Source organism: Oceanobacillus damuensis, from assembly GCF_001618145.1.
In the GTDB taxonomy this organism is placed as follows: domain Bacteria; phylum Bacillota; class Bacilli; order Bacillales; family Amphibacillaceae; genus Oceanobacillus; species Oceanobacillus damuensis.
Genome location: NZ_LQNF01000015.1, coordinates 1 through 12,920 on the forward strand (window position 1 = coordinate 1; position 12,920 = coordinate 12,920).

Annotated in this window: 11 protein-coding genes; 3 read left to right on the forward strand and 8 right to left on the reverse strand. The window is 38.7% G+C overall.

Features of this window, described 5'->3' with window-relative positions:
• Nucleotides 1–90 precede the first annotated feature (90 nt).
• From A4245_RS10825 to dnaA, 8 genes are all read right to left on the reverse strand, one after another.
• Nucleotides 91–1,197, reverse strand: a complete 1,107-nt coding sequence (locus A4245_RS10825) for an HD-GYP domain-containing protein (protein ID WP_067727757.1) — start codon at nucleotides 1,195–1,197, stop codon at nucleotides 91–93.
• A 126-nt stretch (nucleotides 1,198–1,323) separates the two neighbouring features.
• Nucleotides 1,324–3,864: a DNA gyrase subunit A gene (gene gyrA / locus A4245_RS10830; protein WP_067727758.1), complete on the reverse strand. Its 2,541-nt coding sequence runs from the start codon at nucleotides 3,862–3,864 to the stop codon at nucleotides 1,324–1,326.
• Between the two features lie 83 nt (nucleotides 3,865–3,947).
• A complete protein-coding gene (gyrB, locus tag A4245_RS10835; protein WP_067727759.1) occupies nucleotides 3,948–5,873 on the reverse strand; it encodes a DNA topoisomerase (ATP-hydrolyzing) subunit B in 1,926 nt (641 codons plus the stop codon).
• 104 nt (nucleotides 5,874–5,977) lie between these two features.
• Complete coding sequence (gene remB / locus A4245_RS10840) at nucleotides 5,978–6,259, reverse strand: extracellular matrix regulator RemB (protein WP_067727760.1); 282 nt, start codon at nucleotides 6,257–6,259, stop codon at nucleotides 5,978–5,980.
• A 22-nt stretch (nucleotides 6,260–6,281) separates the two neighbouring features.
• A complete protein-coding gene (recF, locus tag A4245_RS10845; RefSeq protein WP_067727761.1) occupies nucleotides 6,282–7,394 on the reverse strand; it encodes a DNA replication/repair protein RecF in 1,113 nt (370 codons plus the stop codon).
• A 5-nt stretch (nucleotides 7,395–7,399) separates the two neighbouring features.
• Entirely contained in the window at nucleotides 7,400–7,621 is a 222-nt protein-coding gene (gene yaaA, locus A4245_RS10850) for a S4 domain-containing protein YaaA (protein WP_067727762.1), read from the reverse strand.
• Between the two features lie 487 nt (nucleotides 7,622–8,108).
• Nucleotides 8,109–9,245 (reverse strand): DNA polymerase III subunit beta, encoded by a 1,137-nt coding sequence (gene dnaN / locus A4245_RS10855; protein ID WP_067727763.1) that lies wholly within the window; start codon nucleotides 9,243–9,245, stop codon nucleotides 8,109–8,111.
• 239 nt (nucleotides 9,246–9,484) lie between these two features.
• Entirely contained in the window at nucleotides 9,485–10,828 is a 1,344-nt protein-coding gene (dnaA, locus tag A4245_RS10860; protein WP_067727913.1) for a chromosomal replication initiator protein DnaA, read from the reverse strand.
• Nucleotides 10,829–11,446: 618 nt separating this feature from the next.
• Between dnaA and rpmH the strand changes: the two genes are divergently transcribed.
• From rpmH to spoIIIJ, 3 genes are all read left to right on the forward strand, one after another.
• A complete protein-coding gene (gene rpmH / locus A4245_RS10865) occupies nucleotides 11,447–11,581 on the forward strand; it encodes a 50S ribosomal protein L34 (RefSeq protein WP_010648907.1) in 135 nt (44 codons plus the stop codon).
• Nucleotides 11,582–11,719: 138 nt separating this feature from the next.
• Complete coding sequence (gene rnpA / locus A4245_RS10870; RefSeq protein ID WP_067727764.1) at nucleotides 11,720–12,061, forward strand: ribonuclease P protein component; 342 nt, start codon at nucleotides 11,720–11,722, stop codon at nucleotides 12,059–12,061.
• 114 nt (nucleotides 12,062–12,175) lie between these two features.
• Nucleotides 12,176–12,916 carry a YidC family membrane integrase SpoIIIJ gene (gene spoIIIJ, locus A4245_RS10875; protein WP_407668384.1) on the forward strand — a complete coding sequence of 247 codons (741 nt, stop codon included), beginning with the start codon at nucleotides 12,176–12,178 and terminating at the stop codon, nucleotides 12,914–12,916.
• The last annotated feature ends 4 nt before the right edge of the window (nucleotides 12,917–12,920 follow it).

The following is a 12,920-nucleotide window of genomic DNA, read 5'->3' on the forward strand; positions in this document are numbered from 1 at the left end:
CCAAGGGGACTTTTTTTATTCAATCCTCATTTTGCTTTGTTACAGGAATGCTTTCTTTTCTTTTAAAAAAGTGAGGGAGCCGGCATATAGCTAGCTCCCTGAAACTTCTTCAATATACAGTTCGGGCATCTGCTCCAGAGCAATAATTTCGTCACTTCCCTCGAGGCGAATCATAGGCCTTGTAGGTTTATCCGGTTTAACAAATACTATTTCCCCGCTTTTTTTATTTGTTAGGGTGACCCTGGTACCTATTGATATATTAGAAAGGCTCTCTAGAAAACATGTAACTACTTGGGAATCAAATTTTAGATACTGCTCTTTCTGAATTTCCTCTATCACTTTAAATGGTGATTGTTTTCCAATATAAATTCTGTCGCTTGTCATCGCATGATACATATCTGCTACAGCTATCACTTTAGCGAATTTGTGGATTTTATCGTTTTTAATACCAAGCGGATAACCATTTCCATCAACCCGCTCGTGATGCTGCAAAACTGCCAATTTCACACCTAAAGTGATGGTAGGAAGGTTTTCTACCATACGATAGGAGTATGTTGGATGATTTTTGATTTCATCATATTCTCTTGCTGTTAATGGGCCAGCTTTAAAAATAATATCTGACGTTACCCGTGCCATGCCACAATCACACAAAAGTCCAGCCAAACCGATTTGCAGCCATTCTCCTTTAGAAAATCCCATTTTTCTGCCCAAAAATGCGGAGATAACAGAAACAGCTACACTATGATAATAGGTATAGTCATTCTTTTCGACATACTTATGCAGAGAAAAAATTTCTTCCGGAGTCACTGCCTCTGATTGTTCCAATAAAGGAATAATAATTTTCCGCACTGTGGGAATATCGATCGGCATACTATTTTTCCATTTTTGATACTGTTCCTTGTATTCTGAAACAGCTTTCCGGTAATGATCTTTAAAAGCTATTTTTTCCAGTCCGGCTTGTATATCTGGTTTAACATCCTGGTTTTTCTCTTTTTTATGTACCTGTTTCGGTTGAAATTCTTCTCCACCCGAAAGTTTTGTTGATACTTCAACAGATTCGACGAGAAATTTTGTTAGTATGGTAATATGGTTTTCTGTCAAAATCGTGTCCTTTGAAACGATCGGACGATTGGATTTCCCCTTGACTTCATTCAGCAGTATACAGCCTGGAACCAATTGTGATGGCTCTACTCGCATATAATTTCCCCCATTATTATATAATAAGATGAAGTAGATGACTCAGGGGAAGGGTACTATCCATCCTGAGTCACTTGATTTTATCCCGTCATTTGTTGATATGAAGATCTTGCTTAATCTGATATCTTACTCTTCTTCTGTTGCAGTATCTTCCGGATTGTCCAGCTCTGCATCCGTGTTTTCAACGACCTCTTCCGTTTCTGCTTTTACTTCGGATTGATCTGAAATTTCCTCTTCTTCATCCTTATCTACCTTAGCGACGGTTGCCACTTCCTCACCATCCTGCAGACGGATTAGATGGACACCTTTTGTATTACGTCCGGTAACAGAGATTTCCGATACCTGGATGCGAATTAACACACCTGCAATCGTAATCAGCATGAGATCTTCATCACCTGTAACTGCTTTAACTGCAACAACGTCACCGGTTTTCTCGTCAAGCTTACAGGTGAATACACCTTTTCCTCCACGATTGATCCGGCGATACTCCGCTTCATGTGTCTGTTTACCGAAACCTCTATTTGTAACATGGAGAATTTTGGACTCTGGCTCAATAATTTCCATGGAAACAACGATATCGTCGCCTCTTAAAGAAATGCCCTTCACACCAGCGGCAGTTCTGCCCATTGCGCGAATTTGTGTTTCTTCAAACCGGATCAGATAACCATTTTTCGTTGCAATCATCATGTCCTTTGTTCCATCGTTTAGTCTGACGGAAATAAGTTCGTCATCTTCGCGAAGGCCGACTGCAATTAACCCACCTTTGCGGATATTTGCGAATTTATCAAGTGATGTACGTTTTGCAATCCCGTGTTTGGTTGTGAAGAACAGGAATGACTCTTCGTCATACTCACTTACAGATATAACTGCATTGACCCACTCACCTTTTTCCACCTGAAGCAGATTTATGATTGGGATCCCTTTTGCTGTCCGACTAAACTCAGGAACCTCATATCCTTTTGCTTTATATACTTTCCCCTTATTCGTAAAGAAAAGTACGGTATCATGCGTCGAAGTGGATACGAGATGTTCGACGAAATCATCTTCGTTTGTGCCCATCCCTTGGATTCCGCGACCTCCGCGTTTTTGTGTACGGTACGTTGAAGCCGGAAGACGTTTTATATATCCTTGATGTGTAAGTGTAATGACGATATTTTCTTCAGGAATCAAATCTTCATCCTCAAAGAAACCTGCACCGCCAGCGACAATTTCCGTCCGGCGATCGTCATCAAATCGTTCTTTGATTTCAGTAAGCTCTTCACGAATGATTTCCAATACCTTTTCATCATTGGCTAGAATGGCTTTCAATTCGCCAATAAGCTGCATGAGTTCTTTATATTCATTTTCAATCTTTTCACGTTCTAAGCCTGTTAATCGTTGTAATCGCATATCCAAAATAGCTTGTGCTTGCTTTTCTGACAGATTAAAACGTTCGATCAAACCATTGCGTGCAATATCCGTTGTTTTCGAATTACGAATTAACGAGATTACTTCATCTAAATGATCCAAGGCTACACGCAGGCCTTCTAAAATATGTGCACGTGCTTCTGCCTTCTTGAGATCAAAGGCAGTACGTCGTCTGATGACTACCTTTTGATGGTCCAAGTAATGCTCTAAACATTGCTTGATCGTCAATACCTTTGGCTCACCACCTACAAGTGCCAGCATATTAACACCAAAAGTAGTTTGCAGCGAGGTAAATTTATACAAGTTATTTAATATGACATTGGCGTTCGCATCACGGCGAATTTCCATGACAATACGCATACCATTACGGGACGATTCATCACGTAAATCTGTGATTCCCTCAATTTTTTTATCCCGAACCAGCTCAGCTATTTTTTCAACAAGTCTTGCTTTGTTTACCTGGTAAGGCAATTCTGTAACAAGAATGGTTGACTTTCCATTTGCATGCTCTTCAATATCCACCTTCGCACGCATCGTAATGGAACCTTTTCCGGTTTCATAGGCTTTACGTATACCGCTTCTGCCGATTATTATTCCAGCTGTTGGAAAGTCAGGCCCGTGAATATGGTCTTCCATCAGTTCATCAATTGTTATTTCCGGGTCTTTACTGATAGCTAAAACAGCGTTAATTGTCTCCCCTAAATTGTGCGGTGGTATATTGGTTGCCATTCCAACTGCAATCCCGGAAGTCCCGTTAACCAGCAAGTTAGGAAACCTGGCAGGAAATACGACTGGTTCCCGTTCTGATCCATCATAGTTATCCCTGTAATCAACTGTGTCTTTATTAAGGTCCCGGACGATTTCCATTGCAATTTTAGACATTCTGGCTTCTGTATAACGCATCGCGGCAGCCTGATCCCCATCGACGGATCCAAAGTTACCGTGACCATCTACAAGCATTTTACGATAGCTGAAATCCTGTGCCATCCGAACCATCGTTTCATAAACAGCCGTATCACCATGTGGATGGTACTTACCGATAACTTCCCCAACAATACGTGCTGATTTTTTATGGGCCTTATCTGAATGCATTCCTAAATCATTCATTGCATACAGAATTCTGCGATGTACTGGTTTCATGCCGTCACGTACATCAGGCAATGCCCTTGAAACAATAACACTCATTGAGTAATCCAGAAAAGATGTACGCATTTCATTACTTATATTTACTTCTTGAACGTTTTGACGTTCCTCCGCCATTTAATTACCTCCCAATAGAAAAACAATTCATATGCTTTTCCAGAAGTAAGACAAATCAAAAAGATCTCTTACCTCTTTCACTCTTAGATATCTAAGTTTTTTACGTATTTTGCATTTTCTTCGATATAGTTTCTTCGGGGTTCTACTTTATCACCCATTAACATATCAAAGACCTGGTCTGCTTCAATTGCATCAGCTAAGTCTACTTGCAACAATGTTCTATTTTCTGGATCCATTGTAGTTTCCCATAATTGCTCAGCATCCATTTCACCAAGACCTTTGTACCGTTGAATAGCTGGTTTTGGGGTCGCTGGAATTTCCCGCAAAACTTTTTCTAATCCTTTGTCATCGTAGACATACTGTACTGCCTTACCTTGCTTCACCTGGAATAATGGCGGTTGTGCAATATAAATGTATCCATGATCAATCAAAGGACGCATATAACGGAAGAAAAATGTCAATAGTAATGTACGGATATGTGCACCATCAACATCTGCATCTGTCATAATAACCACTTTATGATAACGGGCTTTTGATATATCGAATTCATCACCAATTCCAGTACCAAGTGCTGTGATCATGGAACGAATTTCTGCATTGGATAATATGCGATCAAGACGTGCCTTCTCAACATTTAAAATCTTTCCACGTAATGGGAGAATTGCCTGAAAATGACGGTCTCGTCCCGCTTTTGCAGATCCTCCTGCAGAGTTACCCTCAACAATATACAGTTCACTGATGGAAGCATCTTTAGATGAGCAATCAGCCAATTTTCCTGGTAAACTTGAAATTTCCAAAGCACTCTTTCTTCGGGTGAGCTCCCTTGCCTTTTTAGCTGCCAGTCTTGCCCGCGAAGCCATGAGCCCCTTATCAACGATGGTTCGTGCTACCGTAGGATTTTCATATAAAAACTTGGAAAATAACTCACTAAAAAGCGAATCGGTTACTGTACGAACTTCCGTATTTCCAAGCTTTGTTTTTGTTTGTCCCTCAAATTGCGGATCTGGGTGCTTAACAGAGACAATTGCTGTCATCCCTTCCCGGACATCATCCCCTGAAAGATTCGTCTCATTGTCTTTAATAAGGTTGCTTTTACGTGCATAATCATTGATCACACGTGTCAGACCTGTTCTAAATCCAACCTCATGTGAACCACCTTCATACGTATGAATGTTATTGGCGAAGGAAAGCAGATTGCTGGCAAAACCATCATTGTATTGAATGGAGATTTCAACCGCAATTCCTTGTTCTTCACCTTCCGCATAGAATGGTTCGTGTAATACTTCTTTATTTTTGTTAATATACTCCACGTAAGAACTGATGCCACCTTCATAGAAGTACGTGATTGGCTCTTTATCTTCACGTTTATCTTCAATCGTGATGGTCAGTCCTTTATTCAGGAAAGCCAGTTCACGAAGGCGTTGTTCCAATGTATCAAAGTTATAGGTCGTTGTTTCGGTGAAAATTTCCGGATCTGGTATGAAGTGGGTTACCGTACCTGTACTGTCTGTTTCACCAACAACCTCTATTTCTCCCTGCGGAACACCTTTTTCAAATCTTAGATAATGAATTTTATTGTCACGATGGACATGTACCTCCAGGCTGCTAGATAATGCGTTAACTACAGAAGCACCAACACCATGCAGACCGCCTGAAACTTTATATCCGCCGCCGCCGAATTTACCTCCAGCATGGAGAACTGTCATGATTACTTCCAGTGCTGGTCGACCTGTTTTCTTTTGAATGTCGACCGGTATCCCACGTCCATTATCCTTTACAGTAATACTGTTATCTTTTTCGATAATCACTTGAATATGATCACAATATCCTGCAAGCGCCTCATCTATGCTGTTGTCAACAATTTCCCAGACAAGATGATGCAGTCCTCTTTCACTTGTTGAGCCAATGTACATCCCAGGTCTTTTGCGTACTGCTTCCAGTCCTTCAAGTACTTGTATCTGGTCGGCATCATATGCTTGATTTTCTGTTACTTTGTCTTCCATTGACATTTTCTCACACTCATTTCTCTTGAAATACGCTTAGCTTCCATCGGGAGGAAGGTTGGTAATTTATTACTATATTTCTTTTGTTGCAGCATCCACTCGATCTATTGTTACAGAGGAATTTCCTCAGAATAATCATCCAATTTATTGATTGTTGAAACCATGCTCGATCTCTTCTTTAACGTGGAAACCGATAATGTGCTGAAATAAATCATTTCTTTAGTGATCATAACAGCTTTGGCTCCTTTTTTTGGACCGGCAACCTTTTTCTTCCGCTTCGATGCTGTCATCATTTCGTCAATGATGGTGGAAGAGGATATTAAGTTGTAATCGATTATTGCGATAATATCTTCCGAATTAATCACATTTCCATTTCCTATATGAATAAACATTATGTCCACTCCTAGCCAGGGGTTACCTGTCAACTTTTCCACCTGTTATCCGAAACAATTCTGCTTGTTTTAATGTTTCATGATTAATTCCATCGACACTTGTAGTGGAAACGAATGTCTGAACGCGCCCCTGGATGGTGTTTAATAAATGGGATTGTCTGAAATCATCAAGCTCACTTAAAACATCATCCAAAAGCAATATAGGATATTCTCCCACTTCCTGGTATATCAGTTCGATTTCTGCCATTTTAACCGATAGTGCTGTTGTGCGTTGCTGTCCCTGTGAGCCGAAGGTTTGCACATCCTTACCATTTACAAGGAATAGAAGGTCATCTCTGTGTGGACCTAACAATGTAGTTCCGCGTTCTATTTCTTTCTCTTTGATTATCTGGAATTTTTCCCTATATATATTTCCTATTTTTTCCTTATTTTCCTCTTCTGATACTTCAATTGTTGGAATATAGCGAATATCAAGCTCTTCCAGCTCTCTGCTGATACCGTGATGGATTGGTTTTGCCCATTTGCGCAGCAATTTCAAAAAGACAAACCGTCTTTCCAGTAAAGTTGCTGCATGTTCTGTCAATTGCTCGGTAAGTACATCCAGCATGGTGAGGTCCGGCTTATCTTTTCGCTGCATTTGCTTTAATAAATGATTACGCTGTTTAAGTATTTTTTGGTACTGACCTAAGTGATAGATATACCGTGGCTGAATTTGACCGAGCTCCATGTCAATAAATCTTCTTCTTATTTGGGGTGGTCCTTTAACGAGAGTTAGATCCTCAGGGGCAAACATGACAACATTAATCGAACCGATATAATCGCTTAGTCGCCTTTGCTCAAGTCTGTTTAGTTTGGCTTTCTTGCCTTTTGAAGAAACGATGATCTCCAGTGGAATCGATTGGTTTCGTTTTGTTATTCTACCTTCTATTTTAGCATATTCCTTTTCCCATTGGATAAGCTCTTTTTCTCTTGGTGTGCGATGTGACTTTGTAAAGGCCAATACATAAATGGCCTCCATCAGGTTTGTTTTTCCTTGCGCATTTTCACCAATGATTACATTGACCTTATCATCAAAGGAAATATCCAATTTGTCATAATTACGGTAATTTTTTAATTGGAGCTGTTCTATGTGCATGCAACCTAATCCTTTTTAATTACAATATACGAACCCGCACCTTCTACTTCAACCACATCTTTCGGATAAAGCTTTCGGCCCCGTCTATGTTCCAATTCTCCGTTTACCAATACCCCTACATCCGCCAGAAATGCCTTAACCATTCCGCCGGACTCCAATATGTTCAGCAATTTTATAAATTGTCCCAGAGTAATATACTCTGTATTTATCTCAATTTGCTCATGCAATATGATCACCAAATTCCGTTTTATTTTATAGCATCGTATCTTTAAGAGTCTTATATACCTATTTTACTAAAGTTTTCGGTGAAAGGGAAGGTAAGACCCTCAAATCGTGCAAAAACGCGTAAAAAGCCCCTTATTTGAACTCCTGAGAATAAAAGTCTCAGCAACTCCGAACAAAAACGCATGGTTTTCGCGTTCGGAATGTTCATTGCTTGTTCATGAATTTCCAGGAATCGGGGCTGAATGCGGCTGTTTATATGTAAACGTTAATTGCTGCCAAAATTTTTTACATTCCTTCTGTTAGAAAACTTGGTTGTCATCAGTCCTTCGGTAACAGCCTTAGTGCAGGCAGGAAAGTTTAAATTTTCCTATCTGGCCAAAAAAAAGCCCTTGAAAAAGAGCTTCTTAAAGATACTTGTATACATGAAACAAAGGCATTTGCCCAAAGGATTAGACAAATGCCTTTGTTTTCTCATGTTAAATTTCAAAATTAGTATGTTCTTACAGGAAGAATCAATTGTAAAATGGAATCTTCATTAAGCGGCTGAATAATAAATGGTCGCATCGCTCCAGTGAATTCGATTGTTACTTCGTCAAATTCAATTGCTTTAAGAGCATCAATCATATATTTGGAGCTGAAGGAAATTTTTAAATCTTCCCCTTCAATCGCCTCAACGATAATTTCCTCCACTACATTTCCCACTTCAGGGGAATTACTGGAAATCTCGATTACCGAATTACCTTGTGTGGACAATCTTACAACATTATTACGTTCCTCTTTTGCCAAAAGAGAGGCACGATCAATCGTACTCAGAAGCTCTTTTGTTTTGACCTGGATTTTTGTTTTACTTTGCTCAGGTATCAGACGAGATGTTTCAGGGTAATTTCCGTCAAGCAAACGGGAAAGGAAATTCAGATGTTTCGTCCGAAATAAGATTTGATTGTTCGTGACACTGATTTCTACCGTTTCCTCGGAATCATCCAATATTTTATAAAGTTCATTTAAACTTTTTCCAGGAACAACTACTTGCTGGAATTCTATGTTTGCGTCTGTAACAGGTATTTCCCTTCTTGCCAAACGGTGACTGTCTGTAGCAGTAAAAGATAAGACATTATCAGCCAATTTTAAATTAACCCCTGTAAGGATTGGTCGTGTTTCCATTGTGGAAACGGCAAATACCGTTTGTTTGATCATGCTTTTAAATAAATCAATCGGCATTTCAAAACTATTATCCGTTTGGAGTTTTGGAAGATGCGGATATTCTTCAGCATCCTGTCCATTCAGGTTGAATTCAGCTTTGCCGGATTTTATCGTTACTTTCAGATTGGAATCCACTTCAATTTCAACTGTTTTTTCAGGTAATTTCCGGACAATGTCAGGGAAATATTTTGCCTGTAAAATAATTGTACCTTCTTCTATTTGCTCTACATGTACGACTCCATCTTCTTCCGCTGGTATGTATGATTCGATGGAAATATCAGAATCGCTTCCTGTTAAAGTGACTCCATGTTGTTTTGCTTCAATTTTCATTCCTGTAAGAATCGGGATTACGGTTCTGGACGATATTGCTTTCATTACATCTTGTACTCCTGCAATTAATCGGTCACGTTGAATAATAAATTTCATGAAAATATCCTCCTAGTGGAAGTTCTTTTATTTATATTTTTTTATAAAAAAACAGTAGTAATAGTAATAGGGCCTGTGACTATGTGGATAAGTGTATATTTCAGCTTGTTTTATATCGTTTTCCACATGTGCATAACCTGTTCATATGCTTGAACAGTTATAAACAGTATTCACATGTGGAGAGTTTTATAAATATGCCAACGAATCAAAGAAGATTTGATAATAACTGGAAAAAGCCATCAAATTGACTTTAACTTTTCCTTAATATCCTCAATATCGTGATTTAAATTGGAGTCCTTCTCCAGCAGCCTGGAAATTTTCTCATGTGCATGTATGACTGTTGTATGATCTCGTCCACCGAATTCTTCACCTATTTTAGGCAAGGAGAAATCGGTCAGCTCCCGGGATAGATACATGGCAATCTGCCGTGGGAATGCAATTGATTTTGTCCGTTTCTTTGCAGTAAAATCCTCAAGTCGTATATTGTATCTTTCACCAACTATTTCCTGTATTCCCTGAATGGTGATTACCTTAGGCTTACTGCTGGGTATAATGTCTTTAAGTGCATCTGCTGCGAGGGATGCATCAATGTCCCGGTTAACAAGTGAGGAGTAAGCAACTACACGGATCAGGGCACCTTCGAGCTCTCTGATATTGGTATTAATCTGGTTTGCTATATAAAGCATAACCTCATTGGGAATATCGAGCCCTTCTGCTTTTGCCTTTTTATTTAAAATAGCAATTCTTGTTTCCAGATCCGGAGGGGTAATATCAGTGATCAAACCCCATTCGAAACGCGATCGCAGACGATCCTCCAATGTTGGGATTTCCTTTGGCGGACGGTCACTAGAGATGATAATTTGCTTGCTTTCCTCATGCAGTGCATTAAACGTATGAAAAAATTCTTCCTGGGTTGATTCTTTTCCAGCAATAAATTGAATATCATCTATTAATAGGACATCTATATTTCGGTATTTATTCCTGAAATTATTTGATTTATTTTCCATAATGGCATTAATGAATTCATTCGTGAATTTTTCGGAAGTTATATAAACCACTTTTGCATTTGGATTATGTTCACGTACATAATGCCCGATTGCATGCATTAAATGCGTTTTTCCAAGCCCGACACCACCATAGATAAACAGCGGGTTGTATGCCTTGGCAGGTGCTTCGGCTACAGCCAAGGAAGCAGCATGGGCAAATCGATTTCCTGCACCTATTACGAATGTGTCAAAAGTATATTTCGAATTTAACATTGATTTTGGTGAGTCGGTCCCGTCCATATTTGGCTTTGGCTTAGGCATCGGTTTCAGATCTTCTACTTCTATAGTGGAATCAGGAATAATGAATTTGGTATTTAACTTTGTACCAGTTACTTCATCAAGGATCTCCGAAATTAGTTCAGTATACTGATTTTCGAGCCAGTCTCTGGCAAATTCATTTGGAGCAGAAATAATCAATGTATTTTTCTCAAGGGCTTCTGCCTTCGTATTTTTTAACCAAGTATCAAAGCTGGGTTTGCTGATTCTTTCTTCGATTTTCTCTAATGTAGCAACCCATAGTTCCTCGATGTTTTCCAAAATCGATTTCACTCCTTTCAAAAAGTGTTTTGTGCTCATGACAGAAAAAGCCTCTCTCAATCTCTAAAGATGGAAAGGCATATACTCCTATATATATTCCTAAATAATAGGGAAAAATAAAAAAATAATGCTTATTTGCTAAAAAGCGATGTGGATAGTCGAAAGTAATCGAAAAAAGGATTATAAGGGCTTATAAACGTTATTCACACTCCTGTTGAAAAAGTTATTAGGGGGAATGTGAACAAGTATCCACACCTTATCCACAGATTGTGAATAAGTATAAAGGGTGTTTTTGATTTCCACAGGTGAAAACATAAATATAATATCAAATAAACACTAATTAAGCAATGGTTTTTGCAAGGTTATCCACACTTCCCACCGCTTGTGTATTTAATCTATCCACACTACCATATTTTGTGATTAACATGTAATTAATGATTGTGGATAGCAAAAATGGAGGGAAATGTTATTAACTTACTCTGTGGATAAGGTAAATTAAAAGACGAGGTTGACAGATGGCAGTAATTTTTCGTATAATATCAAGGACTGTCTACTGGATTAGTTATTACTTTAAATTTAGATATCGAAAAAGGGTTCCCTTAGGGAGGTGCAAGATACATGAAAAGAACTTATCAACCAAATAACCGTAAACGCAAAAAAGTGCATGGCTTTCGCGCGCGTATGAGTACTAAAAACGGACGCAACGTTTTGGCACGCCGTCGTCGTAAAGGAAGAAAAGTATTATCTGCATAGGCCACTGAAATATCAGTGGTTTTTTTCTGCTTTTTAGCAGAGAATGAATATAACAGAAAAGCAGTGATCCGAGCTGCTTTTTTACATAAATAAATTTACAGGCTTGCAGGTGTCAGAGCAGTAATAAAGGTGATAAAGATGAAGAAACAATATCGTATAAAAAAGAATGAAGAATTTCAGTCTGCATTTAAACATGGGAAATCTTTTGCCAACCGACAGCTTGTTATCTATTATTTGAAGAAAAACGATCAGAAGCATTTTCGCGTAGGCCTGTCCGTAGGGAAAAAAATTGGTAACGCTGTGACGAGAAACAGAATTAAGCGGTACTTGCGCCAGGCTTTTCAGGAACTGGAAGAGCGTATCCGGCATCCTTATGATATTGTCATTATAGCCAGAAACCCTACTAGGGAAATGAGCTATGATGAAGTCAAAAAAAGTTTGACTCACTTGCTGTATAAAGAAAAATTATTCAAGAAATAAAGAAAATGGCAGTTTAAGATAGAATCTTATATACAATTAGGATAAAATAGCAAATAGAGTAGTTGCAGGTTATGTTAAGGAGGAAATAAATTGCGTAAAAAGTATCTATTGCTTATGACCTTCGTTGGTTTACTAGCAATCCTTTCCGGTTGTATGGAAGTTGATCAGCCGATTACTGCGGAAAGTGAAGGAATCTGGAATACAATATTTGTTTATCCATTATCATGGGTAATTATAAATATAGCTGAATTCTTTAATAACAGTTACGGTCTTTCCATAATTATTGTTACAATATTAATCCGTCTGCTGTTAATGCCGTTGAATATTAAACAACTTAAAAGTTCCAAAGCAATGCAGGAAATCCAACCGAAGCTTCAGGAAATACAAAAAAAGTACAGCTCTAAAGATGCAAATACACAGCAAAAACTTCAGCAGGAGACAATGGAATTATTCCAGAAAAATGGTGTAAACCCACTTGCAGGTTGTTTGCCGATATTTATACAGATGCCAATATTGATTGCGATGTACCATGCGATCATGCGTACAGATGAAATTAATTCGTACAGTTTTTTATGGTTTGAGCTTGGATCACCGGATCCATACTTCATTTTACCGTTATTGACTGGTGTATTTACGTATATGCAGCAAAAGCTTATGATGTCAACGAATACATCGATGAAAAGTAATCCGCAAATGGCAATCCAGATGCAGGTTATGCTTTATGTTATGCCGATTATGATAGGTGTGTTTGCGATATTCTTCCCTGCTGCACTGGCATTATATTGGGTAACTGGTAACATCTTTATGGTAGTTCAAGTACTTCTCATTAATAAACCAATGATGACGAACAAGTAATGGA

Coding starts and splice junctions, on each gene's coding strand:
- A4245_RS10825 (WP_067727757.1), bottom strand. CDS start 1,197: ATGCGAGTAGAGCCATCACAATTGGTTCCAGGCTGTATACTGCTGAAT.
- gyrB (WP_067727759.1), bottom strand. CDS start 5,873: ATGTCAATGGAAGACAAAGTAACAGAAAATCAAGCATATGATGCCGAC.
- recF (WP_067727761.1), bottom strand. CDS start 7,394: ATGCACATAGAACAGCTCCAATTAAAAAATTACCGTAATTATGACAAA.
- remB (WP_067727760.1), bottom strand. CDS start 6,259: ATGTTTATTCATATAGGAAATGGAAATGTGATTAATTCGGAAGATATT.
- rnpA (WP_067727764.1), top strand. CDS start 11,720: ATGAAGAAACAATATCGTATAAAAAAGAATGAAGAATTTCAGTCTGCA.
- rpmH (WP_010648907.1), top strand. CDS start 11,447: ATGAAAAGAACTTATCAACCAAATAACCGTAAACGCAAAAAAGTGCAT.
- dnaN (WP_067727763.1), bottom strand. CDS start 9,245: ATGAAATTTATTATTCAACGTGACCGATTAATTGCAGGAGTACAAGAT.
- spoIIIJ (WP_407668384.1), top strand. CDS start 12,176: ATGACCTTCGTTGGTTTACTAGCAATCCTTTCCGGTTGTATGGAAGTT.
- gyrA (WP_067727758.1), bottom strand. CDS start 3,864: ATGGCGGAGGAACGTCAAAACGTTCAAGAAGTAAATATAAGTAATGAA.